This is a genomic window from Plantactinospora sp. CNZ321, assembly GCF_004217235.1.
This window is the reverse complement of the sequence record NZ_SHKQ01000001.1, coordinates 2,560,016-2,584,472: the sequence shown is the minus strand read 5'-3', so window position 1 is coordinate 2,584,472 and position 24,457 is coordinate 2,560,016. Positions and strand designations below refer to the sequence as shown.

The 24,457-nt window shown below is 72.1% G+C and carries 22 protein-coding genes; 8 read left to right on the top strand and 14 right to left on the bottom strand.

Annotated features, from left to right (window positions below):
* Positions 1-113: 113 nt before the first annotated feature.
* Complete coding sequence (locus EV371_RS11570) at positions 114-533, top strand: DUF5319 family protein (RefSeq protein WP_130462038.1); 420 nt, start codon at positions 114-116, stop codon at positions 531-533.
* A gap of 88 nt (positions 534-621) precedes the next feature.
* Here EV371_RS11570 and EV371_RS11565 read toward each other — a convergent pair whose 3' ends face one another.
* On the bottom strand, positions 622-1,653 hold the full coding sequence (locus tag EV371_RS11565) for a helix-turn-helix domain-containing protein (RefSeq protein WP_130462037.1): 1,032 nt from the start codon (positions 1,651-1,653) through the stop codon (positions 622-624).
* Between the two features lie 254 nt (positions 1,654-1,907).
* Between EV371_RS11565 and EV371_RS11560 the strand changes: the two genes are divergently transcribed.
* Positions 1,908-2,288 carry a WhiB family transcriptional regulator gene (locus EV371_RS11560; RefSeq protein ID WP_130462036.1) on the top strand — a complete coding sequence of 127 codons (381 nt, stop codon included), beginning with the start codon at positions 1,908-1,910 and terminating at the stop codon, positions 2,286-2,288.
* Positions 2,289-2,300: 12 nt separating this feature from the next.
* Here the strand turns inward: EV371_RS11560 and EV371_RS11555 are convergent, their stop codons facing one another.
* From EV371_RS11555 to groES, 3 genes are all read right to left on the bottom strand, one after another.
* Positions 2,301-3,974, bottom strand: coding sequence for a molybdopterin-dependent oxidoreductase (locus EV371_RS11555; protein ID WP_130465831.1), 1,674 nt, complete (start codon positions 3,972-3,974; stop codon positions 2,301-2,303).
* A gap of 249 nt (positions 3,975-4,223) precedes the next feature.
* Entirely contained in the window at positions 4,224-5,870 is a 1,647-nt protein-coding gene (groL, locus tag EV371_RS11550; protein WP_130462035.1) for a chaperonin GroEL, read from the bottom strand.
* Positions 5,871-5,949: 79 nt separating this feature from the next.
* Positions 5,950-6,264: a co-chaperone GroES gene (gene groES, locus EV371_RS11545; protein ID WP_199187625.1), complete on the bottom strand. Its 315-nt coding sequence runs from the start codon at positions 6,262-6,264 to the stop codon at positions 5,950-5,952.
* 247 nt (positions 6,265-6,511) lie between these two features.
* On the opposite strand from groES, the gene EV371_RS11540 reads away from it, so the two are divergent.
* From EV371_RS11540 to EV371_RS11515, 6 genes are all read left to right on the top strand, one after another.
* The gene (locus tag EV371_RS11540; RefSeq protein ID WP_130462034.1) at positions 6,512-7,765 is read left to right on the top strand and encodes a THUMP-like domain-containing protein; all 1,254 of its coding nucleotides are present in this window, start codon (positions 6,512-6,514) and stop codon (positions 7,763-7,765) included.
* 402 nt (positions 7,766-8,167) lie between these two features.
* Complete coding sequence (locus EV371_RS11535; protein ID WP_130462033.1) at positions 8,168-9,259, top strand: substrate-binding domain-containing protein; 1,092 nt, start codon at positions 8,168-8,170, stop codon at positions 9,257-9,259.
* Positions 9,260-9,427: 168 nt separating this feature from the next.
* Positions 9,428-10,252, top strand: coding sequence for an ATP-binding cassette domain-containing protein (locus EV371_RS11530; RefSeq protein ID WP_130462032.1), 825 nt, complete (start codon positions 9,428-9,430; stop codon positions 10,250-10,252).
* Positions 10,249-11,514: an ABC transporter permease subunit gene (locus EV371_RS11525; RefSeq protein ID WP_130462031.1), complete on the top strand. Its 1,266-nt coding sequence runs from the start codon at positions 10,249-10,251 to the stop codon at positions 11,512-11,514. Before EV371_RS11530 ends, EV371_RS11525 begins: the two co-directional genes overlap by 4 nt.
* 8 nt (positions 11,515-11,522) lie before the next feature.
* Positions 11,523-12,719: an ROK family protein gene (locus EV371_RS11520; protein WP_130462030.1), complete on the top strand. Its 1,197-nt coding sequence runs from the start codon at positions 11,523-11,525 to the stop codon at positions 12,717-12,719.
* A 77-nt stretch (positions 12,720-12,796) separates the two neighbouring features.
* Positions 12,797-13,096 carry a DUF1707 domain-containing protein gene (locus EV371_RS11515; protein WP_130462029.1) on the top strand — a complete coding sequence of 100 codons (300 nt, stop codon included), beginning with the start codon at positions 12,797-12,799 and terminating at the stop codon, positions 13,094-13,096.
* Here the strand turns inward: EV371_RS11515 and EV371_RS11510 are convergent.
* The 10 genes from EV371_RS11510 to EV371_RS11465 form a co-directional block, all read right to left on the bottom strand.
* The gene (locus tag EV371_RS11510) at positions 13,086-14,546 is read right to left on the bottom strand and encodes an MFS transporter (RefSeq protein ID WP_130462028.1); all 1,461 of its coding nucleotides are present in this window, start codon (positions 14,544-14,546) and stop codon (positions 13,086-13,088) included. The genes EV371_RS11515 and EV371_RS11510 overlap by 11 nt on opposite strands.
* Positions 14,546-15,208 carry a helix-turn-helix domain-containing protein gene (locus tag EV371_RS11505; RefSeq protein WP_130462027.1) on the bottom strand — a complete coding sequence of 221 codons (663 nt, stop codon included), beginning with the start codon at positions 15,206-15,208 and terminating at the stop codon, positions 14,546-14,548. Before EV371_RS11505 ends, EV371_RS11510 begins: the two co-directional genes overlap by 1 nt.
* 82 nt (positions 15,209-15,290) lie before the next feature.
* On the bottom strand, positions 15,291-17,141 hold the full coding sequence (locus tag EV371_RS11500) for an ABC transporter ATP-binding protein (protein WP_130462026.1): 1,851 nt from the start codon (positions 17,139-17,141) through the stop codon (positions 15,291-15,293).
* 1 nt (position 17,142) lies between these two features.
* Complete coding sequence (locus EV371_RS11495; RefSeq protein WP_207230460.1) at positions 17,143-18,849, bottom strand: ABC transporter ATP-binding protein; 1,707 nt, start codon at positions 18,847-18,849, stop codon at positions 17,143-17,145.
* A gap of 51 nt (positions 18,850-18,900) precedes the next feature.
* Positions 18,901-21,546 carry an Hsp70 family protein gene (locus EV371_RS11490; protein ID WP_130462025.1) on the bottom strand — a complete coding sequence of 882 codons (2,646 nt, stop codon included), beginning with the start codon at positions 21,544-21,546 and terminating at the stop codon, positions 18,901-18,903.
* A gap of 72 nt (positions 21,547-21,618) precedes the next feature.
* On the bottom strand, positions 21,619-22,398 hold the full coding sequence (locus EV371_RS11485) for a hypothetical protein (RefSeq protein WP_130462024.1): 780 nt from the start codon (positions 22,396-22,398) through the stop codon (positions 21,619-21,621).
* Positions 22,395-22,730, bottom strand: a complete 336-nt coding sequence (locus EV371_RS11480) for a hypothetical protein (protein WP_130462023.1) — start codon at positions 22,728-22,730, stop codon at positions 22,395-22,397. The genes EV371_RS11485 and EV371_RS11480 overlap by 4 nt, the downstream gene beginning before the upstream one ends.
* Positions 22,731-22,752: 22 nt before the next feature.
* Positions 22,753-23,493, bottom strand: a complete 741-nt coding sequence (locus tag EV371_RS11475; RefSeq protein WP_130462022.1) for a hypothetical protein — start codon at positions 23,491-23,493, stop codon at positions 22,753-22,755.
* Between the two features lie 32 nt (positions 23,494-23,525).
* Positions 23,526-24,140 carry a hypothetical protein gene (locus tag EV371_RS11470; protein WP_130462021.1) on the bottom strand — a complete coding sequence of 205 codons (615 nt, stop codon included), beginning with the start codon at positions 24,138-24,140 and terminating at the stop codon, positions 23,526-23,528.
* Between the two features lie 57 nt (positions 24,141-24,197).
* A complete protein-coding gene (locus tag EV371_RS11465) occupies positions 24,198-24,452 on the bottom strand; it encodes a hypothetical protein (protein ID WP_130465829.1) in 255 nt (84 codons plus the stop codon).
* Positions 24,453-24,457: the final 5 nt, after the last annotated feature.

The following is a 24,457-nucleotide window of genomic DNA, read 5'->3' as shown; positions in this document are numbered from 1 at the left end:
GCGATGGTTCATCGTACCCATCCGGCGGGGCGGGCGTCGCGGGCGCGGGTACAGCGGCGGTACAGGCCACAAGGGGTGACCACGCCGGGCGGTGTTGGGACTACGGTGGAGGGGTGCACGAGGAGCCGATCGACCCGTTCAACGGTGACCCCGCCGATCCCTCCGCCGGCCTTGACGACCCGGGCGAGGAGGCCGAACTCGACCCGCTCAGCGAGGTCGAGCGACAGGACGTGCTGGAGGACCTCGCCGACCTGGAGATCTACCAGGCGCTGCTGGGTCCGGTCGGGGTGCGCGGCCTCGTGATCGAGTGCGAGGACTGCCGGGAACCGCACTATTTCGACTGGGACCTGCTCCGGGGCAACCTGCGGCACCTGCTCAGCTCCGGCCGGCCCCGGGTGCACGAGCCGGCCTACGACCCCGACCCGGACCACTACGTCACCTGGGAATACGCCCGTGGCTACGCGGACGGGGTGCACGACACCCTGACCGAGACCGCCGAGGAGAGCGAGGGCGAGGCCGAGACCCCGCGCTGATCCCGCCGGGCCGACCGCCCAACGACCCGACCGCCCGGCCGGTCTGCCGAACAGGCACTCTCCGGCCGCCGGGCCGGCGCGGAACCCGTCAGGCCACCAGGCCGGCGCGGAACCCGGCCGCCACCGCGTGCGCCCGGTCCCGGGCTCCGAGCTTGCGGAACAACCGGCGGGCGTGGGTCTTCACCGTGTCCTCGGAGACGAAGAGCTCCCGGCCGATCTCCGCGTTGCTCTTCCCGTCCGCCATTCCGACCAGCACCTGCATCTCGCGCTCGGTCAGCACCGGGCGGCGGGGCGGGACCGGGCGTGCCGCACCGCCGGAGCCCTCGGCGCCGGCCGGCTCCTGCCCCGACGCGCCGGGCCCGCCCGGGCCGGCCTTCTCCGCCGGGTACCCCGGACCGGCGCCGGGCGCCGTCGCCGGGTCGGTGGGCGCGTTCGGGTCGTCCGCACGCTGGGCCGGTACCACCGCCGGTCCGGTCGGCTGCTCGCCGGTCGTCTCACCCGCACCGGTACGCGGCTGCGGGTCGTCCCGCCGGCGTACCGTCGACTCGTCCCCCGGCGGGCGCCCCGCGCCCGGTCCGTCCGCGCCCGGTCCCTCCCGGCCGGGTCCGGTCGGCGCCCGCACCGCGCTGCCCAGCCGCTGGCCGGCCGCCGGCTGGCCGGCACCGTCACCGGGCCGGCCCGCACCGGCCGGGCCACCCGCCTGGCCACCGCCGGCCAGCGCGCCGCCGGCCAGCGCGGCACCGCCCCGACCGGACCGGCCGCCGAGCAGCAGGATCGCCTTCGCCACCACGCTCACCAGGTCGTGGTCGCTGCCCTGGATCAGCCCGCGGGCGCCGGCCGCGATCGTCGCCGCGGCGACCCCCGGATCCTCGGCGCCGAGCAGCAGGATCGCCGCTCCGGGCGACCGGGCCAGTACCCGCCGGGTGAAGCCGACGCTGTCCGGGCGGGTGAGCGCGGTGTCCGCGAGCACCACGTCCGCCGGCCGCTCGGCGAGCCGGAGCATGGCCTCGGGGTCGGACACCGCGGTACGGACCGCGGCGGCCAAACCGAGCCGGGCCGCCGCTGCCGCGACGTTCTGGGCCGCGAGCGGGGTCCGGACGCAGACAAGAACGGTGCGCACGGTGCTCTCCTCTCCGCAACGAGGAGACCACGCCAGTGAGTGATCATGATGAGTTTCCACGGATGAACCACAAACTTTTTGGACGATTCGCCCCGGGGAACGGCTTCGGGGCCAGAAGTGCGCGATCAAGTACGTGTGAGTCGTCCACGCCCGGGGTACCGGGACCCGTGGTCGGATCGGTGCGCCTGCGCGGCCCGCCGCCCGGATTCCGACCCGAGCAGGTCATCGCGGTGCCGCGCGGAGGGAGGGTGCTGATGTCGAACGTACGCAGACTGCCTGGACCCATCGTCGATCTGTGGGAGTGGCAGCGGCTTGGCGCCTGCCGGGGCCGAGACAGCGCCCAGTTCTTCCACCCGGATGGTGAGCGGGGTTCGTCCCGCAACCGCCGCGAGGCCAACGCGAAGGCGGTCTGCGGTGCCTGCCCGGTACGTGCCGAATGCGCCGCCCACGCCCTCGCCGTACGCGAGCCGTACGGGGTGTGGGGCGGCTTCAGCGAGTCCGAGCGGCTCCGGCTGCTCGCCGTCGGCTGGGAGGACCTGGCCGACCGCCGACAGAGCCGGGTGGACATCGCCCGGCTGGAGGCCCGACTCGGCCGGCCGTTCCGGTCGACGGTGCCGGCGCAGCGCTCCGCCTGACCCGGCCGGTACTCAGGTCACCGTGACCGTGATGGTGTGCCAGCCGGTGGCGCCGTCGGGGTCGACCGGACGCGATTCGCCGGTCTGTACCGCCCCGGTGGCGTCGGTCGCACGTACTCGGAGGGTGTGCTCGCCGGGGGTGGCGAGCCAGCGCCAGGACCACTGCGTCCAGGTGTCGGTGGAGACCGTCGCGGCCAGCGTCGCCGGCTGCCAGTCGCCGTCGTCGACGCGTACCTCCACCTGCCGGATCCCGACGTGCTGTGCCCAGGCCACCCCGGCGACGGTGACCGGGCCGGTCGACAACGTCCGGCGCCGGCGTGGGGTGTCGATCCGCGACTGGGTCTTGATCGGCCCCTGCGCCGACCAGCCCCGGGGCACCCAGTACGCGTCGAAGTCGGCGAAACTGGTCAACTCCAGTTCCACCAGCCACTTGCAGGCCGAGACGTAGCCGTACAGGCCGGGCACCACCACCCGGACCGGGAAGCCGTGCTCGATCGGCAGCGGTTCGCCGTTCATCCCGACGGCCAGCATCGCGTCCCGGCCGTCGGTGAGCAGCCCGGTCGGGCTGCCGCAGGTCCAGCCATCGGCCGAGCGCCCCACCACCTGGTCCGCCCCGGGCAGCGGTCCGGCCTCGGCGAGCAGCGGCCCGAGCGGCACGCCGAGCCAGCGGGCGTTGCCGATCAGGTCGCCACCGACCTCGTTGGAGACGCAGGCCAGGGTGATGTGCCGTTCGATCATCGGCCGGGCGAGCAGGTCGGCGTAGCGCAGCGTGATCGGGTTGCGGACCCGGCCGTGGATCCGCAACCGCCACTGCGCCGGGTCCACCCGGGGCACCACCAGTGCGGTGTCGATCCGGTAGAAGTCCCGGTTCGGCGTCACGTACGACGAGAGCCCCGGCACCCGCAGGTCGGCGTCCGCCGGTACCGGCACCGCCGGGCTGGTCGGCGCCGGCAGCTCGATCGCCGCGCGGGCGGCCGAGACACCCCGCCGGGTCGACAGCCAGCGCCCGCCGAAGCCGCCCACCGCCGCCGCGCCGACGGCGAGCCCGACACCGGTCAGGAACCGCCGCCGGGCGTTCTCGTCCGGGTACGCCGACACGGACGGCGGCAGCGGAGTCCCCTCCGTTCCGCCCGCCGGGCCGGCCGGTGGCCCCGGATCAGCACGGCCGCCCAGGGCAGGCGGGGTCGCCGCGACCGGCCCTGTCCGGTCCGCTGCCGGCGTGGCGGCGGTCAGGGTCCGGCCGGGCGGGCCGGCGACGAAGAGCCGGAGCACGCCGGCCGCCAGTACGGCGCCGAGCAGCGACGGCAGTGCGGCGACCGGGCCGGCACCGGGGCGGGTCAGCGCCGCCAGTACGCCGACCGCGCCGAAGAGGGCGATCCCGGCGTACCCGAGGGGCAGCGAGCGGACCGCGACCAGCCCGACCAGGGCGGCGAACCCGGCCAGCAGTACGGCGGTGCCGACCAGGAGAGCGATCTTGTCGTAGACGTAGAAGACGTCGACGGCGAACTGTTTGAGCGGTGCGGGCGCCAGGTCCACCAGTACGCCGCCGACCGCGACCAGCGGTGCCGAGCGCGCGCCGGTGAGCACCGCCACGACCTCGGCCGCACCGAGCGCGACGGCCGCGGCCGCCAACCCGGCCAGCGCACCGAACCGGCGCGGCAGGTGGCCAGGACCGACCCCGACCATCGCCGCCCCGGCACCGCCCGGATCCGGGAACATCCTCATCCGACCAGTGTCGCGGGCCGTACCCGGGTGCGGGAAGGGTGGGTCAGGGGATTCGCCGGTGGTGTGACCGGCGGGTCCGGTACCCCAGAAACGAAGATCCGCGTGAGCGGGGGCCGGACGCGGAAGACTTCTCCACGCCGGACCGCTCACGCGGATCCCGGTGTCACGACCGGGCGGTGCGGATCAGCGCGATCCGGGCCCGGAGCCGGTTCAGAAGCCCGGACCGTGCTGGTGGCCGTGCCCGTGACCGTGGCCGTGCCCGCCGGCGGCGGCCGGCTCGGCCTTCTCCGGCTTCTCCACGACCAGGCTCTCGGTGGTCAGCAGCAGCCCGGCGATCGACGCCGCGTTGGTGACCGCGTTGCGGGTCACCTTCACCGGGTCGATGATGCCGGCCTTGGCCAGGTCCTTGTACTCGCCTGCGGCGGCGTCGAGGCCGTTGCCCCAACCCTGCTCGGCGACCTTCTGCACCACCACGTAGCCGTCGTGGCCGGCGTTCTGGGCGATCCACCGCAGCGGCTCGACCAGCGCCTTGCGGACGATCGAGACGCCCACCTTCTCGTCACCGGTCAGGCCGAGGTCGCCGTCGAGTGCCGAGACGATCTGCACCAGTGCGGCGCCGCCGCCCGGCACGGTGCCCTCCTCGACCGCAGCCTTGGTCGCGGCGATGGCGTCCTCGATGCGGTGCTTGCGCTCCTTCATCTCGACCTCGGTCGCCGCACCAGCCTTGATCACCGCGATGCCGCCGGAGAGCTTGGCCAGCCGCTCCTGGAGCTTCTCGCGGTCCCAGTCGGAGTCGGACGCCTCGATCTCCTTGCGGATCTGCGTGATCCGCTCGGCGACGTCGTTGTCCCGGCCCCGGCCGTCGATCACGGTGGTGTTCTCCTTGTCGACCACCACCCGACGGGCGGTGCCGAGCACCTCCAGGCCGACCGAGTCGAGCTTGTAGCCCAGCTCGGGGGCGACCACCTCGCCGCCGGTGAGGATCGCCATGTCCTGGAGCATCGCCTTGCGCCGGTCACCGAAGCCGGGCGCCTTCACGGCGCAGACCTTGACGGTCTTGCGGATCGCGTTGACGACCAGGGTGGAGAGCGCCTGCCCCTCCACGTCCTCGGCGATGATCAGCAGCGGCTTCGCGGTCTGGAGAACCTTCTCCAGCAGCGGCAGCAGCTCCTCGATCGAGGAGATCTTCTGGGTGGTGATCAGGATGTACGGCTCGTCGAGCACCGCCTCCTGCGACTCGGTGTCGGTGACGAAGTTCGGCGAGATGAAGCCCTTGTCGAACTGGAGGCCCTCGGTGACCTCCAGCTCGGTGGCCAGGGTCGAGCCCTCCTCGACGGTGATCACACCGTCCCGGCCGACCTTCTCCATCGCCTCGGCGATCAGGTCGCCGATGGTGGCGTCCTGGGCCGAGATCGTCGCCACGTTGGCGACCGACTCCCGGCTGGCCACCTCGACGGCCTTCTCCAGCAGGGCCGCGGAGACCTTCTCGGCCGCCGCGTCGATGCCCCGCTTGAGCGCGGCCGGTCCGGCCCCGGCCGCCACGTTGCGCAGGCCCTCCCGGACCATGGCCTGGGCCAGCACGGTGGCGGTGGTGGTCCCGTCGCCAGCGATGTCGTTGGTCTTGGTCGCCACCTCCTTGACCAGCTGCGCGCCGAGGTTCTCGTACGGGTTGGTGAGCTCGATCTCCTTGGCGATGGTCACGCCGTCGTTGGTGATCGTCGGGGCACCGAACTTCTTGTCCAGGACGACGTTGCGCCCGCGTGGGCCGAGAGTGACCTTGACCGTGTCCGCGAGCGTGTTGACACCGTGCTCCAGCAGGTGCCGGGCGTCATCCGAGAAGCTCAGAATCTTCGCCATTGTGTTAACAGGGTCCCTTCACGAGCGCTGCCCCGGCCCGGCAGGGCCGGTCCGGGGCAGCGTCACTGGATCAGTCAGATCACTTCTCGATGACGGCGAGGACGTCGCGGGCGGAGAGCACCAGGTACTCCTCGCCGGCGTACTTGACCTCGGTGCCGCCGTACTTCGAGTAGATGACCGTGTCGCCGACCTTCACGTCAACCGGGATCCGGTTGCCGTCGTCGTCGAAACGGCCGGGGCCGACAGCGAGGACGGTGCCCTCCTGCGGCTTCTCCTTTGCGGTGTCGGGAATCACGATGCCCGACGCCGTGGTCGTCTCAGCCTCGTTCGCCTGGACCAGGATCCGGTCCTCGAGCGGCTTGATCGCAACCTTGGTCGCGGTAGTCACGGGCATACCCTCCTGGGGTACTGGTTTCTATGCCGGCCGGCGAGCCGACCAGCGTCAATCTGCCACATGCCACCGGGCGGGTCCGTCGTCGCGGGTGCCGGTCCGCCTGGCGTTCAGCCCCCGGACAGCGGCCCGGAAGCTGGCACCCTCGGTTTGAGAGTGCTAACGGCAGGTTATGCCGACGGCTAGCACTCCGTCAAGGAGAGTGCCAACCCGACACGCCCGCCGGAGGCCCGGCCGGCACAATGCTCCGGTGGACTCCGAGCAGCTCGCCGCGCTGCGTACCCCGGACGGGGGAACCGCGCTGGCCACCGCCGCCGAACTGGCCGACGGCGACCCGCTGGCCGCGGCGGCCGCGCTGCGCCGCGCCGGGGTGCCCGCCGGGCTGGCCGCCGCCGCGCTGACCCAGACCGAGCTGCGGCGCCGGGCGGCCGCCAAGTTCGGCCCGGATGCGGCCCGGATGTTCTTCACCCGGGCCGGGTTGGAGCAGGCCACCCGGGCCGGGGTCGCGGCCCGCCGGGCCGCCCGGCTGCGCACCGCCGGGGTGCGCACCCTTGTCGACCTCGGCTGCGGCCTCGGCGCCGACGCGCTCGCCGCCGCCCGGGCCGGCATCCGGGTGTACGGCGTGGAGGCCGATCCGGTCACCGCGGCGATGGCCGCCGCCAATGCCGAGGCGGCCGGGGTGGCCGACCGGTTCACCGTGACCGTCGGTGACGCGACCCGGTTCGACCTCACCGCGCTCGACGACCCGGTCGACGCGGTCTTCTGCGACCCGGCCCGGCGCAGCACCGGCACCGGCCGGCGGATCTTCGACCCGGCGGCCTACTCCCCGCCCTGGAACTTCCTGCTCGGTTTGACCGACCGGGTCCCCCGGACGGTCTTCAAGGTCGCGCCCGGGATCGCGCACCGGCTGCTGCCGACGGGTGCCGAGGGCGAGTGGGTAAGCGTCGACGGCGACCTGGTCGAGGCGACGGTCTGGTCCGGTCCGCTCGCCACCGCGCCGCGCCGGGCCACCCTGCTGGCCGGGGCGGTGGTGCACGAGCTGACCGGCGACGGAACCCGCCGGGCCCCGGTCGGACCGGTCCGGCGCTACCTCTACGACCCGGACCCGGCGGTGGTCCGCGCGCACCTGGTCGCCGAGTTCGCCGGTACGGTCGACGGCACCCTCGCCGACCCCGAGATCGCGTACGTCTACGCCGACGCCGCCCGGCCCACCCCGTACGCCCGGTGCCTGGAGGTGCTCGAGTCGCTGCCGTTCTCGCTGAAGCGGCTGCGGGCCCGGCTGCGGGACCTCGACGTCGGGCGGGCGGAGATCCTGAAGCGGGGTTCGGCGCTGGACCCGGAGCGGCTCCGCCGCGACCTGCGGCTGGCCGGCGGCGAGCCGATCAGTCTGGTGCTGACCCGGATCGCCAGCGCCCCGACGGTGCTGCTCTGCCGTCCGGTGCCGGCTCCGGAGCCTCGACGGGCCGTCGAGGGCTGCGACTCGAACTCGCCCCGGCGGACCTGATCCGGCTCACCCGCGCCACCACCGCGCCGGTCGCCGCGCCCCGATCCCGGCCGGGCCGGGACCGGGGCGGTCGGCACGGGTGGTCCGGAGAGGATCATTTCCGGCGTATCGCCGCTGTCCGATCCCGGGATGTCCCGCACGTTGCTGAATTGTTACCCGGAACAACAAACTCGTGACCTCGGTGACCTTGCCCTGAAGAGTCTTCGCGCAATACGTTGCCGGACACAACAAAAGTAATGCGGGCGGTCGCCACAGCCCATCAGAGACTCCGGCGGAGCGCGACCCGGCGGAGCCGCTGGCGAGGCAGCCCAACGGGGGGAGGCCACCGGGCAACACCGCGACCCGCTCGGCGCACCACCGCTGGAACCGAGACACCACACCCACCCCGAAAGGACCCGTGCAATGCGCAGAGGGATCCTCACCATCGCTGCCGTGGGCCTGCTGACCACGGGCGGCCTCGCCGCCTGCGGTGACGAGTCCGGCGGCGACGGTGGCGCCGACGCAAAGCCGAAGATCGGCGTCATCCTTCCGGACAGCGCCTCGTCGGTCCGCTGGGAGACCGCGGACCGCAAGTACCTGGAGGAGGCGTTCAAGGCCGCCGGCGTCGACTACATCATCCAGAACGCCCAGGGCGACAAGGCGCAGTTCCAGACCTTCGCCGACCAGATGATCACCCAGGGCGTCAACGTCCTGATGATCGTCAACCTGGACTCCGGCACCGGCAAGGCGGTGCTGGACAAGGCCAAGAGCCAGGGCGTACTCACCATCGACTACGACCGGCTGACCCTTGGCGGCTCGGCCGAGTACTACGTCAGCTTCGACAACGAGGCCGTCGGCAAGCTCCAGGGCGAGGGCCTGGTCAAGTGCCTGACCGACAAGGGTGTCAAGAAGCCGGTCATCGCCGAGCTGAACGGCTCGGAGACCGACAACAACGCCACCCTGTTCAAGAACGGCTACGACAGCGTGCTCCAGCCCAAGTACGACGCCGGCGAGTACGTCAAGGGCCCGGACCAGTGGGTGCCCGCCTGGGACAACACCCAGGCCGGCACCATCTTCGAGCAGATGATGACGCAGCAGAACGGCAAGATCGACGGCGTACTGGCCGCGAACGACGGGCTGGGCAACGCGGTCATCTCCGTGCTGAAGCGGAACAAGCTCAACGGCAAGGTCCCGGTGACCGGCCAGGACGCCACCGTGCAGGGCCTGCAGAACATCCTCGCCGGTGACCAGTGCATGACCGTCTACAAGGCGGTCAAGCAGGAGGCCGACGCCGCCGCCGAACTGGCGATCGCGCTGGCCAAGGGCGAGAAGAAGTCCGCGCCCACCACGGTGCGGGATCCGGAGGGCAACCGGGACGTCCCGGCGGTACTGCTGGAGCCGAAGGCCATCTACAAGGACAACGTCAAGGACGTCGTCGCCGACGGCTACGTCACCAAGGAAGAGCTCTGCAAGGACGCCTTCGCCGCCGCCTGCGCCGAGGCCGGCGTCAGCTGACCGAGACCACGGTATCGGGCTCGACCGGCCCGCCGAGGACGCCGCCCGGTACGGAACCATCCGTACCGGGCGGCGTCCTCGCCGCCCGACAGAACTGGACCGGACCCGTGATCGGAAACCCCGCGATCGGCACCCGCCTCCGGACACCCGTGTAAAGGAGACCAACCAGTGTCCGCGACACCCCTGCTGGAGCTGCGCGGGATCGACAAGAGTTTCGGTCCCGTCCAGGTCCTCCGCAACGTCGACCTGTCGGTCAACCCCGGCGAGGTGACCGCGCTCGTCGGCGACAACGGCGCCGGCAAGTCCACCCTCGTCAAATGCGTCGCCGGGATCCACTCGGCCGACGGCGGCGAGATTTTCTTCGAGGGCCGACCGGTGCAGATCCACAACCCCCGGGACGCCGCCACGCTCGGCATCGAGGTCGTCTACCAGGACCTCGCGCTCTGCGACAACCTCGACATCGTGCAGAACATGTTCCTCGGCCGGGAGAAGCGCAGCGGCCTCGTCCTGGACGAGCCCACGATGGAGCAGATGGCCGCCGAGACCCTGGCCGGGCTCTCCGTCCGGACCGTGAAATCGCTGCGGCAGCACGTCTCCAGCCTCTCCGGCGGGCAGCGGCAGACCGTGGCGATCGCCAAGGCGGTGCTCTGGAACAGCCGGATCGTCATCCTCGACGAGCCGACCGCCGCGCTGGGCGTGGCGCAGACCGCCCAGGTGCTCGAACTGGTCCGCCGGCTGGCCGACAACGGTCTCGCCGTCGTACTCATCTCGCACAACATGAACGACGTCTTCGCCGTCTCCGACCAGATCGCCATGCTCTACCTCGGTCAGATGGTGGCGCAGTTGCGGACCAGCGACGTCACGCACGCCCAGGTCGTCGAACTGATCACCGCCGGGCGCAGCGGCGGCCTCGGGCTGACCGGCGAGAACGGCAACGGCAGGCTCGACACCCCAGCCAGCACCGAGACGACGAGGGCAGGAGTCGACAAATGAGCGCCGCCCCTCCCACCACCCTTGTGTCACCGGTCGAGGCACCGGCCGCTCCGGTGCCCACGGTCGGCAGCCACTTCCGGGACTACCTGGCCCGGGTCCGCGGCGGCGATATGGGCGCGCTGCCGGCCGTACTCGGCGTGATCGTGCTCTGCGCCGTCTTCACCGCACTGCGCCCGAACTTCATGACCGAGGGGAACTTCGCCAACCTCTTCACCCAGGGCGCGGCGGTGACGCTGATCGCGATGGGGCTGGTCTTCGTCCTGCTGCTCGGCGAGATCGACCTCTCCGCCGGCTTCGCCAGCGGGGTCTGCGCCGCGGTACTCGCCCAGCTCGTCACCCTGCAGGGTTTTCCCTGGTACGTCGCGGTCGCCGCCGCGCTCGTCACCGGCGTGGTGATCGGGCTGGTACTCGGCTTCCTGGTGGCCAAGGTCGGCATCCCGTCCTTCGTGGTCACCCTCGCCGCGTTCCTCGCCTTCCAGGGCATCGTGCTGCTGCTGATCAAGGGCGGCACCAACGTCTCGGTCCGGGACGGTGTGCTGGTGGCGATCGCCAACCGGAACATGCCGCCGTGGCTCGGCTGGGCGCTGGCCCTGCTCGGCGTCGCCGGCTACGCCGTCGTGCAACTGCTGCGGCACCGCAACCGCAGCGCGCGCGGGCTGGTCACCGAGCCGCTCGCCGTGGTGCTGATCCGGATCGGCTCACTGGCGGCGATCGCCGGCGTCGCCGTGTACCTGCTGAACCTGGAGCGCAGCCACAACGCGCTCGTCTCGCTCAAGGGCGTACCGATCGTGGTGCCGATCATCGTCATCCTGCTGGTCGTGCTGACCTTCGTACTGCAACGCACCGCGTACGGCCGGCACGTCTACGCGGTCGGCGGCAACCGGGAGGCGGCGCGGCGGGCCGGCATCAACGTGGACCGGATCCGCATTTCGGTCTTCGTGATCTGCTCCGCGATGGCGGCGGTCGGCGGCATCGTGGCGGCCAGCCGGGCCACCTCGGTCGACGCCAACACCGGGGGCAGTAAGGTCCTGCTCTACGCGGTCGGCGCGGCGGTGATCGGCGGCACCAGCCTCTTCGGTGGCAAGGGCCGGATCGTCGACGCGGTACTCGGCGGCGCCGTGATCGCGGTCATCGACAACGGGATGGGGCTGCTCGGCCGCAGTTCCGGCTTCACCTTCGTGGTGACCGGACTGGTGCTGCTGCTCGCGGCCAGTGTGGACGCGCTCTCCCGACGTCGGGCCGGAGCGACTGGTAACCGATAAGGGGCACGATGCGCGCGGGGCCGAGCCAGGAGGAGATTCGCCGGCAGAATCTCGGCGCGCTGCTGCGGTACGTGCACATCCACGGCGCCACCTCCCGGGCGGAGCTGACCACCTCGCTCGGGTTGAACCGGAGCACCATCGGCGCACTCACCGCCGAACTGGCCGCCGCCGGGCTGATCACCGAACGGGCGCCCCGGGAGACCGGGCGGGCCGGACGGCCGTCCCTGGTCGTCCGGCCCGAGTCGGGGCGGGTCTTCGCGTACGCGTACAGCATCGAGGTGGACCGGCTGCGGGCCGCCCGGATCGGGCTCGGCGGGGTGGTGCTGGACCGCAGGCAGGCCGAGCGGCCCGCCGGGCTGCCTGCGGTGGAGAGCGTGCCGCTGCTGGCCGGCTTCGTCAAGGAGATGCACCAGGCGGTACCGGACGGCTCGGTCTACGTCGGCAGCGGGGTGGTGGTCTGCGGCCGGTTGCGCCGTCCGGACGACGCGCTGCGGGGCCGGCCGGAGAGCGCCGGCTGGGTCGGCGGTGACGAACTGGACAACCGACTGGCCGAAGCGCTCGGTGCACTGCTGCCGCAGGAGCGCCCGGTGCTGGTCAGCAACGCCGCCGACGCCAGTGCGGTCGCCGAGCACGCCCGGGGCGCCGCCCGAGGCTTCGACGACGTCATCTACCTGCACCGGGATGTCGGCGTCGACGCCGGGATCATCGTCGGCGGGCGCCGGCTGACCGGGCAGGGCGGCTACGCCGGGGAGGTCGGCCACATGGTGGTCAACCCCGGGGGCAGCCGGTGCGACTGCGGGTCGTACGGCTGCTGGGAGACCGAGATCGGCGAGTACGCCCTGCTGCTCGCGGCCGGCCGGGGCGACACCGCGGGCCGGGAGGCGGCCCTGCGGGTGGTCGACGCGGCCGCCCGGGGTGACGCGAGCGCCCAGGCGGCGGTCCGGCAGGTCGGCGACTGGCTCGGGTTCGGGGTGGCGAACCTGGTCAACATCTTCAACCCCGGGGTGGTCATCTTCGGCGGCACCCTCCGGGACGTCTACCTCGCGGCGGCGGCCCGGGTACGCAGCCGGCTCAACTCCCTGGCCCTGTCCAGCGCGCGCGAGCAGGTGCGGCTGCGTACCCCGCAGCTCGGCGAGGACGCGGCGCTGGTCGGCGCCGCCGAACTGGCCTTCGAGCACCTGCTCGCCGACCCGCTCGAGGTGTGAGGAAGGGGCCCCGCATCTCGCTTTCTGTTGTCGCGGGGGCCCTTCCTCACTCCTCCGGGCGGAATAGGCTGTCCGGCGTGGATGGGCAACTGCGCGCCTCCGACTCCGATCGGCAACGAGTGGTCGCCGACCTGCAACGGCACACCGAGCAGGGCCGGTTGAGCCTGGATGAGTTTTCCGAGCGGGTCGGCGCGGTCTACACCGCGCGTACCCTCGGGGAACTGGCCGTCGTCACCCGGGACCTGCCGGCGGCGCCGGCCACCCCCGAGCCGGCCGAGGGCGGCGGCACCGGCAGCCGGCGGGAGCTGCTGATCGTCTTCACCGTCGCCGTCACCACCCTGCTGCTGCTGGTGGCCTTCATGGCGGTCACCCGCTGAGCGGCTCTCCCCCGGGCCGGTGTTTCCCGCCGGCTACCCCCGCCGCGTCGCGTTCCGGCATGGTCGACCTGGTCGGCAGGGCCGCCGGCCCGGTCGCGCTGATGGCCCGCGTGGCGGGGGCGAGATCGAGGTCAGAATCGGGGTCGGGGTCGGGGTCGAGATTGGAGTCGGGGTCGGGACCGGTCGGCGAGGTCGGTGGGTGGTCCAGCTCGCGCCAGACCGGCATCACGAACGGCAGCAGCGTCACCAGCAGGTACCCTGCCGCGAACACCAGGCAGGCGACGGGCAGCCGCAGCTCCTGCACGGCAAGCCCGCCCAGCAGTCCGCCGAGCGGAATGCCGGCCCAGGCCGCCGCGTGGGTGAGCCCGAGCACCCTGGCCCGGAGCCGCTCCGGAATCCGCTCGAAACTTACCGCGCCCAGGATCGGGTTGACCGCGGCCACGGAGAGTCCAGCGGCGAACGAAACCAGGTAGATCACCCAGAGCCGGTCTAGTACGGCGAGCGCGACGAACCGGGGCGCCCCGGCGAGGAGGAACCCGACCGCGAAGACGGTGAACCGCGGCACCCGGTGCGCCACGACAGTGAATACCGCGTTGCCCAGCACCGCGCCCAGCGCGAAGCTCGCAGTGAGCAGGCCGAGCGCCGTCGGAGACCGGACCACCTCGGTGGCCCAGACCGGGGTGAGCACCGAGGTGTACGCCGCGTCCGCCAGGTTGGTGACCAGCAGCATCAGCAGGATGCCGTGCACGAGTCGATCGTGGCGCAGATAGCGCAGACCGGACCGGAGCGCGTCCAGATAGCGCTCCCGGACCGGTCCGGCGGCATCCCCGGGCGGGATGCCGGCGGCAGCAGCCGAGGCAGACTCCACCGCCCGGAGTCGTCCCGGCACGGTGAGGGCGACCAGGAGCGCGCCGACCACGAAGGTCCCCGCGTCCAGCAGCAGCACGAGCGGGGCGTCGAGCACGGCGATCAGCAGCCCGGCCAGGGGCGCGCCGAGCAGTGTCGCGAGCCGGCTGAGCCCGTCGTGCAGGCTGGTCGCCCGGGTCATCGGGGTGCCCGCCACCGTCACGGTCTCCGGGAAGACCACCCGCTTGGCGGTGTCGCCCAGCCCACGCAGCAGCCCGGCCACCGCGACCAGACCGATGAGCGTGCCGAACGGAAGCATGCCGGCCAGGTGCAGCAGCGGGATGCTGCCCACCGTCGCCGCGCTGCCCAGGTCGGCGACGATGCTGGTCCGACGGGCGCCAACCCGGTCGATCAGCGGCCCGCCGAGCGCGCAGGCCAGCACGTACGGCAGCATCTCGGCGAACGCCACGACGCCGGTCCGGGCGGCGCTGCCGGTGACCACCAGGGTGAACCAGGGCAGCGCCACCATGCTCATCCGGCTGCCGACCAGGGAGACTCCCTCGGCTACCAGCAGACCGACCAGCGGTCGACGGCTGCCGGCCATCAGTCCCCCTCCGCCGCTGGCCGGTCGTCGCGCCCCGCAGGACCCTCCCGCCCCGGACGGTCCTCCCGCCCCGCAGGATCCTGCGGGGCCGCCCGGTCGCCGCGCCGGACGAAGGGCAGCAACTGTGCCTGAACCACGAACGACTCGGCGTCGTCCGGTGCGGGCACGCCGGGCTCGTCATGGCGGTACCGACCGAGCAGCTCGGTCAGCGCGTCGGAGAACTCCCGCGCCTCGGTCGCGGTCAGCCTGAGCCGCCAGTTGCTCAGCGTGGACGCGCCCCTCCACTCCTCCGGCAGGTTGGGCAGCTCGTTCAACCACCGGTCGACCCGCTCGGCGTAGAGCGCGGCGACGGAGCGCAGGTACGTCTCCACGTCCGCCTGGGCGTCCCGACCGACCTCGCTGTCGAGGCGGGTGTTCCGGTGTGCGGCCCGCCACCACCGCTCCCGCCCGACACCGCGCCCCGGCTCCTCGACCACGAAGCCGTACTGGGCGAGTTGCCGCAGGTGGTAGCTGGTGGCGCCGGTGGACTGGTCGAGCCGCTCGGCGAGCAGGGTGGCGGTGGCGGGGCCGTGTTCGCGCAGCGTGTTGAGCATCCGGACCCGCAAGGGGTGGGCGAGGCCGCGCAGCGACGTCGGATCGAGCCGAACTTCATCCCTCGACATGTTGGCAAAGATATCCTTGCAAAGATCTCTTTGCAAGAACCCGTCGGCACCTCCGGCGGATCATCGCTCGGGCGCGACGCGGTCAGGACCGGGAGTCACCGTGCCAGGAACGCCAGAGTGCGGCGTACGAGCCGCCGGCGGCGACCAGTTCGGCGTGCGCGCCCAGCTCGGTGATCCGGCCATCCTCCACCACCGCCACCCGGTCCGCGTCGTACGCGGAATGCAGCCGGTGGGCGATCGCGATCACCGTACGGCCGCGCAGCACGGCGGCGAGCGAGCGCTCCAGGTGCCGGGCCGCCCGGGGATCGAGCAGCGAGGTCGCCTCGTCGAGTACCAGGGTGTGCGGGTCGGCGAGGACCAACCGGGCGAGGGCGAGCTGCTGGGCTTGTGCCGGGGAAAGCGGATGGCCGCCTGAGCCGACCTCGGTGTCCAGCCCGGCGGGAAGCTGCTCCGCCCAGTCCAGCGCGTCGACGGCGTCGAGCGCCGCGCGTACCCGCTCGTCGGTCGCATCCGGCCGGACCAGGGTGACGTTGTCGCGCAACGTACCGAGGAAGACGTGGTGTTCCTGGGTGACCAGCGCGACCTCGGCGCGCAGGTCGGTCAGCGGCAGGTCGGCGAGCGGGACGCCGCCCACGGTGACCGAGCCGCTCCCCGGCCGGTGGATCCCGGCGAGTAGCCGGCCGAGGGTCGACTTACCCGCCCCGGAGGGGCCCACCATGGCCAGCCGCTCGCCCGGGACCGGGGCGAGGCTGACGCCGTGCAGCACGTCCCGCCCCGGCTGATAGGCGTACCGCACGTCGTCCGCGACCAGCCGCCGGTCCGCCGGTCCGTCCTGCCGCCGGTCCGCCACGGTCCCCTCGTCGGCCGGGTCGGCTCCCGGACCCTCGGCGGCTCCTGGACGCTCGACGGCTCGTGGCCCCTCGGCGGCTCCCGGACGCTCGCCCTCGCCGGGACGCCCGGCCACCCCGAGCAGCCGGGCCAGTGACGCGCCGCCGACTTGTACCTCGTCCAGCCAGGAAAGCAGCCGGTCGACCGGGTCCATCAACTGCTGCGCGTAGAGGGTGGCGGCGGTGACCTCGCCGAGCGTCACCCAGCCCTCGATGTAGAACCAGCCCCCGCAGAGCAGGGTCGCCACGACCGGCAGCAGGTAGCCGGTCTCGGCCAGTGGAAAGAACACGGTACGCAGGTAGAGGGTGTACCGCTCGGCCGCGTACGACCGGCTGATGTCGGCGTCGGTGCGGGCCCGCCGCCGGGCCTGCTGCCGGAGCGCCTCGGTGGTCCGCGCACCCTCCACCGTCTCGCTGATCCCGTCGGTGATGTCGGAGTATGCGGCGTTCTCCGCGAGGTAGCCGGGCGTGCCCCGGCGCAGGTACCAGCGGGTGGCCGGCACCAGCACCGGCACCGCGACCAGGGCGGGCAGGATCAGCAGCGGATCGGTCAGCAGCACCGCGCCGATCACCGCGAAGACCGTCACGACCGCGACCAGCGACTCCGGCACGGCGAACCGGACCGACCGGGAAAGCGCGGCGACGTCCCGGCTGCTCCGGGTCAGCAGGTCACCGGTACCGGCTCGCTCCACCGTGGCCAGTGGGATGGCCAGGATCCGGTCGACGAACTCCTCCCGCAGGTCGGCGAGGACCCGCTCACCGAGCCGGGCCGAGGCGAAGTAGGCGAACCGGACCAGTACCGCCTGCGCCACCACGAACCCGGCGATCGTCAGCGCCACCCGGTCCACCGTCACCGTGCTGGTGCCCTCGGAGATCGCCTCGACCAGGTTGCCGAGGAGTCGCGGCGCGGCCAGCCCGGTGATCGCGGCCAGCACGTGCAGCCCGATCGCGCCGGCCAGTGCGCGGGGATGCCGGCGGACCAGGCTGCGGGCGTACCGTCGCACCTGCGCCGCGTCGGCGACCGGCAGCGCGTTGCGCTCGCTCATCTCACTCCCCCTCGGCCCGGCTGACCAGCGCGGCATAACGCGGCTCGATGTCCAGCAGCTCGCGGTGCCCGCCCTCGGCCACCGCCTTGCCGTCGGAGACGAGGACCACGTGGTCGGCCCGGTCCAACACCAGAGGGCTGGTGGTGCAGACCAGGGTGGTCCGGCCGCGCCGGGCCGGGCCGAGCCGGTCGGCCGTGCGCGCCTCGGTGTGCGCGTCCACCGCGCTGGTCGGCTCGACCAGGATCAGGACCTCCGGGTCGGCGACCAGGGCGCGGGCCAGCCGCAACCGCTGCTGCTGGCCGCCGGAGAACTCCCGGCCCCGCTCGGCGACCCGGCCGGCGAGCCCGCCCGGCAGCGCCGCCACGATGTCGGTGGCGCCGGCCGCGTCCAATGCCGCCGCGATGGTCGCGTCGTCGGCCCCGCCCGGCGGTTCCAGCTCCGCGCGGAGCGGCCCGGAGAAGAGCCGCGCGTCGTTGTCGACGAGCAGGATCCGGCGCCGGACCGTGTCCAGCGCCAGCTTCCGCAGGGGTACGCCGTGCAGCGTCGCCTCGCTGTCGACGTACCGGCCGAGCCGGTCGGCGATGGCGACCGCGTCCTCCGGCGCGGTGGCGGCGAGCGCGGTCACCCGGCCGGGCCGGACCGTCACCCCGGACTCGACGTCGACGAGTTCACCAGGTCGGTCGGGAAGTTCGACGGGGTGCTCGGGATCGGTGATCTCCGGCCGCAGGTCAAGCATCGACACGACCCGACGGGCCGAGACGTGCCCCCGGGTGATCCGGTCGATCACCTCGGTCAGCATCCGCAGCGGGCCGATCAGGAAGACGGTGTAGCCGTAGAAGGAGACGAGTTGCCCGACGCTGATCTCGCCACGGAGGGCGAACCGGGCGCCGAGCCAGGTCACCAGCACCAGGAAGATGCCGGGCATCAGGACCTGGGTCGCCTCCAACAGCGCCTCGACCCGGGCGACCCGTACGCCGCCCTGGCGCAACGCCTGCGACTCGGCCCGGTAGCGCGCCGAGAAGACCGGCTCACCGCCCATGCCGCGCAGCACCCGCAGCCCGGCGACGATGTCGCTGGCCCTGGTGGTCAGGGTAGCCTGCTGGTCCCGGTACGCCTCCTGGCGCCGGTGCAGCGGCCGGATCAGCACCGCGACGACCGCCATCAGCACCGGTACCCCGAGCACCACCACCAGGCCGAGCGGGACCGAGGTGGCGAGCAGGATCGCGGTGATGGTGAGCACCGCGAAGAGCGAGCCGGTGCCCCGGGACAGGATGTCGAGCGCCCCGCCGATCTGGTTGATGTCGGCGGTGCCGATGCTGACCACCTCACCGGTGGCGAGCCTCCGGGGCAGGGTCGCGCCGAGCCGGTTGACGTGGTCGACGGTGATCTGGACGGTGCGGTACGCCCCGGCCAGCCAGTTGTAGGTGGCGTACCGGTGCCGGACGATCCCGACGACCGACTGCACGATGCCGAGGGAGAGCAGCGCCAGCCCCCAGCGCAGCAGCGCGTCGCCGTCCCGGGCGATGAGACCGGCGTCGATCGCCCTGCCCAGGACGGCCGGGATCAGCGCCTGGCCGACGAAAGAGACCACAGCCAGCGTCATGCCCCCGGCGATCGTCGGCCAGATGCGCGCGGCGAGCCAGAGGAGGAATCTGGTCGCCGAGCGTTGATCGGCCCGGCCGGGATCGGGGACGGGTAGCGGGCGCACCGCAGAACGGTATGGAACCGATCGCCACGATCGCCACGGGTTTTCCGCAGGTCACCCCGATGGGGAGCCGCTGGGCGCGGTGAGTTCGGTCTCCGCGTACGCCCGGATGCCCGCGACGTCCCACCGCAGCACGCTGTCACCCACGCAGAGGGAGACGGTACGGCTGTCCGGGCTGAAGGCGAGGTCCGCCGCCTTCTCGCCCAGCCGCACACTCCAGGCCACCGAGCCGATCTGCCGGCGGGCGGTCACGTCCCACAGTCGAACGGTCCAGTCGCTGCCGCTGGTGGCCAACGTGCCGTCCGGCGCGAAGGCGACCTGCACGACGTTGGCGTGGTGCCCATCGAGCACGGCGACCTGTTGGCGGGTGCTGACGTTCCACAGTCGTACCGTGCCGTCCACTCCGCCGGTCGCCAGGGTCCGGCCGTCCGGGCTGAACGCCATCGCCACCCCCGGATCGGCGGCCGGCACCATGTCGGACGGGAACGCACTGGCCCGGCTCAGCTTCAGCCGTTTCCGGGTGGCCACGTCCCAGAACAGAATGTTTCCCGCACCGCCGTCGGTGACCAGTAGGCGCCCGTCCGGGCTGAACGCCACGTTCCGGATCGCCGCCGGATTGTCGGTGTGCACCTGGCCGAGCTGACGCCAGCCGGAAACACTCCAGAGCCGCACGTACTCGTGCGGTCCGGCGCAGGCCACCAACCGGTCGTTCTTCGGGCTGAATGCCAGGCAGGACGCCCACCACTTGTCGCTGATCCGGCGGATCCGCCGCCCGCTCGCCACATCCCAGACCTGGACGTAGCCGAAGACGCCCGAGTCGTACGTCGCCAGCATCCGACCGTCCGGACTGAACGCCGCCGTCTCGAAGTCCTCCCGGTGGACCGGCTGCCCCGCGCCGGGCGCCCGGCGGGTCTCCTTGCCCACCGTCAGCTGCTTCCCCACCGGTTGCAGGTCGGGGAAGGTGAAGAACCTGATGGTGTACGTGTCGATCGCAGCGAGGCGCTTGCCGTCCGGGCTCAGCACCAGGGTGTGCGCCTGGGTACCCGCCGGCAGCCTCAGCACCGTCGCCTGCGGTGGCGCCACCGGCGTCGGCGTGGGCGTCGGCGGCCCAGCGCTCGTCGTCGGGGTGCCGGGCCCACCGGCCGTCCCCCGATTCGACGGCACGATGTTCCAGACCGCGTAGCCGACCAGCGCGAGCACCACGACCACACCGATCGCGAGGCTGAGCCACCGTTGCCACCCGACCCCCGGTCGCGCCGTCCAGGCAGGCGGCGGCAGGCCCGGCGGCGCACCGGTGCCCCGGGATGTCACTCCGGCCGGCGGAGCCACGGCCACGGCTTCCAGCGGCAGCGCCGCGACCGGCTCCAGCGGCAGCGCGGCGATGGGCTCCGGCCGGGCAGGCATCGGCGCGGGTGCGGGTTCCGCCGGTGCCTCCGGCACGGACACGTGCTCCGCCCCAGCTCCCGGAGCGAGTTCGTCCCCCCGAGCGGGCCCGCCTCCCGGACCGGCCGCTGCCCTCGGAGCGGACAGGGCCCTCGGACCGGACTCGGCCTCCGGAGCCGGCAGGACCTTGGTAGCGGACAGGGCCTTCGGAGCGGGAGCCGGCCCCGCAGGTGATTCGACCCGCGCCGTGAGCGGTGCGTGCACGCTGCCACTGGCCACCACCAGCTCCGGCTGGTCCACCAGCACCGGCGGAATCCCGAGCCGCCGATGCACCAGCGTGCCGACCAGCGGCATCCGGCTCGCCCCGCCGACCAGGAAGAGTCCGGCCAGCGAGGCTGCGGGCACACCCGCACTGGCCAGCACCTCGGCCGCCACCGACACCGTCCGCTCCAGAATCGGCTCGGCGAGCCGGTCGAGCTGCTCCCGCCCGAGCACGGCCTCGTCGTCGACGATCGGCACGTGCAACAGTGCGGTAGGGGCCCGGGAGAGCAGTTCCTTACCTACCCGTACGTCGTCCCAGAAACCGCGCGAGGCGCGCCGGTCGGCGGCACTGGTCGGCTGGAGCAGCCGTGACCAGGCCGCCTCGTCCCGGAGCCGGTAGACCTCGCCGAGGGCGGCCACCAGGGCCGCGTCGATGTCCAGCCCGCCGACGTCGCTCAACCCGCCGGTCGCGAGCACCTCGAAACCGTCGGAGTCGCGCCGGACCACGGTGGCGTCGAAGGTGCCGGCGCCCAGGTCGTACACCATGGCGGTGGAGCCGACCGGTAGCTCGCGGCCGGCGACGGTGAGGAAGTAGCTGGCCGCCGCGACAGGCTCGGTGACCAGGGCGGGCTCGGCGAAGACTGTCGACGCGGCGGCGAGCAGGGTCTGCCGGCGGACCGGTCCCCAGGAGACCGGATGGGTCAGCACCGCCCGGCGGACCCGTTCCCCCGCGACCTGGTCCGCCTCGACCGCGACCCGACGCAGTACGGCAGCGATCATCTCGGCTACCGGTACGGCCCGTTCGCCGAGCAGCACCGTGCCGTGGTCGACGCACCGCTTTGGCGCCGGCTCGAACCGCTCCGGCTGGGTTCGCGCCGAGTGCAACGCGTCCCGGCCGGTCAGCAGGCGGCCGTCGGCATCCGCGAAGACGGCCGACGGCAACAGCGGCGAGCCGTCGAACAACAGCGAGCGGCTCTGCGCTCCGGGACCGGCGAGAACGGCAGCGGTGCTCGACGTGCCGAAATCAACGCCGACCCGTACTTTGTCGACCACCACGCCGACACTCTATGCGGCCCGCGCCAGCCCGACCACGCTGAGGAACGGCAGCGGGTGCCGCCGTCGGCAGCTTCAGTCCAACGACCAGATGCCGGAGTAGTCGATCGGGGGCCACCCCCACGAGTCGCCGCGCTTGACCATCCCGGTGTTGTCGCTGAGCGCCTGGCGAATCGTGACCATCGACTTGTCGATCCGCTCGCTGTACTCGCGCAGCGCCATGACAGCTGCGACGAGCAGCCCGAGCACGACGGCAGCGGTACCGATGGCGTCAACCGGTGCGGCCGGCGCACCAATCAGGCTGTCAAGCAGTCCGATCGCCGCTATCAACCCGACCACGAACGTCAGGAGTGCGGCCACCAGGGCGAGCCAGAAGGCGAGGATGCCATGACCCAGGTCCGTCAGCACGGCTTGGATCTTCTCCGCCACGGGCTTGATCGTCGCGATTGCCCTTGCCTGCGCGTCCGCCGATGCCGCGTACGCCGATGCCGCCGACCCCGTCCAATCGCCGTGAACCTTCATGCCGTAGGCCGATATCGTCTGACTCAGCTCGCTCACCGGCGCGCCGACGTTGGCGTTCCAGTATTCGCCAACACGGAAGAGCGCCCACGGGAACCCCGGCTCGGCCAGATGCATCTGCATCTCGTCGAAAATTCGATCCTTGAGCTCCAGGAAGTCGCTCCAAGCCCGTTTGATCGCTCCCGCTCCTACCCCGAGCGGCAGGCGGCCCAGAACTTCGTTCAATCGGTCACCCAGTTCGACGGTAAGGTGTTGAACCCGTTCCATGTGCTGATTTACCTCGCCGAGCAGCCGCTCGGCGTCCCGCTCCCACCAATCTGCCCCGACCGCAGTCATCGGGCCTCCCACACACGCTCGACCCGCGCAGCGGCCCCCTCGTCGGCCCGACCATAGTTTTCCGCTATGAACCGGAGCGTCGATTCCATGTCCGCCATCACCCCAGCCCCTTCCCGCAGAATCCTCGTCAGGAAACCCTGCAACTCGGCGTATCGGGCCCCAATGCCCGCCTCGTTCGGCAGGCGACCGAAGTGAAATCCGGTCAGGTCGAGGGATTCGGCGTGTCCCGCCGCCGTCGCCATGACCACTGCTCCTTCCCTCCATCTCGCGGCATCTCGTTCGAGAACCTCGCGCGCCAGCGTGAGTTCTGCCTCGTCTGGATGCTGTTCCATGCACCTCACACCCCTCCGTCGGTTAGCTACCGAGGCCCAGCCGGCGTAACAGCGCGGCCGGATTGGCGGCGAGTTCCCTCACCTCCGCCACGGCGGGCAATGCCGCGAACGTGGACCCAGTCTGGAGATCCAGCTGTCGGTAGGATTCGAAGCAGGCCAACTCGACCTCGTCGGCGATGGCCCGGCCGGTCGGCTGCTGATGCAACCACCGCCGGCTGATTTCCACGGCCGTCACCTGGCCACCCGTCAGCCACACGGCGACCCGATCACCCTCGCGCCGCCCGCTGACCGGTTGCCTGACAGCCTCCGCTGCGCGGTGGCGGTAGTCATCCAGTTCGGACGCCGCGACCCGCAGAAGCTCGAGCATCCGGATCAACTCTTCGCCCCGGTCGCTGCCCTCCGTCGGCCGCTCGGTTTCGCCGCCCCAGGGTCGGACGTCGGTCTGTCGGCGATCGGTCAGTGGCCGATCGGGCGACGCCTCGGCGTCTGCTCGCTCGGCTACCCGCGCCGACCATGCCGCTACTCGATCGTTGGCCGCCTGAGTCGTCGCCTCCAGGATCGCCGCCTCCAACCGATCCGGGCCGAGATCGCGCCACCAGGACCGGTCGACCTCCATATGGGACACGCGCCCCTCGTCATTGAGGTGAGCGCGGACAGCGCCGGTCCGATCGGTGCCGGTACCCGTGACGCCGTCGATGTCCAGCCGCCAACCGATCAGCTCGGCCTGCTGGCGCAACCCGTCGAATCCATACTCGCTGTGCAAAGTCCCCCACACCTTCCGTTCGGACCAAGGGGTCAGCCCGTGCCGGCACCCGCCGCCGATCTACGTAGCCAGGTGACGGTCTCCACAGCGCCTGGACAACGTGCCACGGACAGCGCGCTGGCCAGCGCCAAGAGCTGATCCCGTGGTAACTGGATGGCATCCGGGTTAGCGAGTCGAAGATGCACGGTCCTGCCCTCGGAGATGACTACGAGCACAGCCGCCATTGGTGCGGGTCCGATCACACCGGTACGGCGAACCGGACCGATGAGCGGCCTGTCGGTCACACGCACCGCCACGGAGGTGGCGCGGGAAAGCTCGACCGTCCGATCCCGGATGACTCGTACCGTAAGCCTGCTTCCCTCCAACCAGGCGTCGGTGCGTATCACCCTCGTGACCCGTAGCGCGGTATAGGCGACGACCGCCCCGGCAGCCAGTGTGGCCAGCGCGATCGGCAGCAGACCCCACCGCTCGGGGCCATCCGGATCGCCAGGAGCCAGGATGGCTATCCACACAAGGCCGAATAGGGCGCCGGCACACATCGCCGCGCCGGCGGCCAAGCCGCCGAGCAACACCATGAACACGACGCGGATCGCTCGGCTGCCGTGGAATCCTACTGACAGCCGATATCGATGCACCCCGCTCAGCACCCGGTCATGATGGCAGATCAGGGCGACACTGTGGGTAGTCGGTGTTACGACAGTAGGTTAGCGATCCACCTGGGTGAAGTCCCAGACGTGTGGAGTGCGGGCAAGCATCCGGGCCGGCGGGTCGGGCAGCGAGACCGGGCTGGCCCGCCACTTCGAGATGACCACCAGCCGGTTGTCCGTGGAGGAGAAGACCTCACTGGAGATGTGCAGCGGGTTGTGCTCCAGCTCCGGCAGTGCGGTGTCGCAGACCCAGGAAAGCAGGTCGGCGAAGCCGGCCGGCTCGGCGCGTACCTCCCACATTCGTACGATCACGTCGG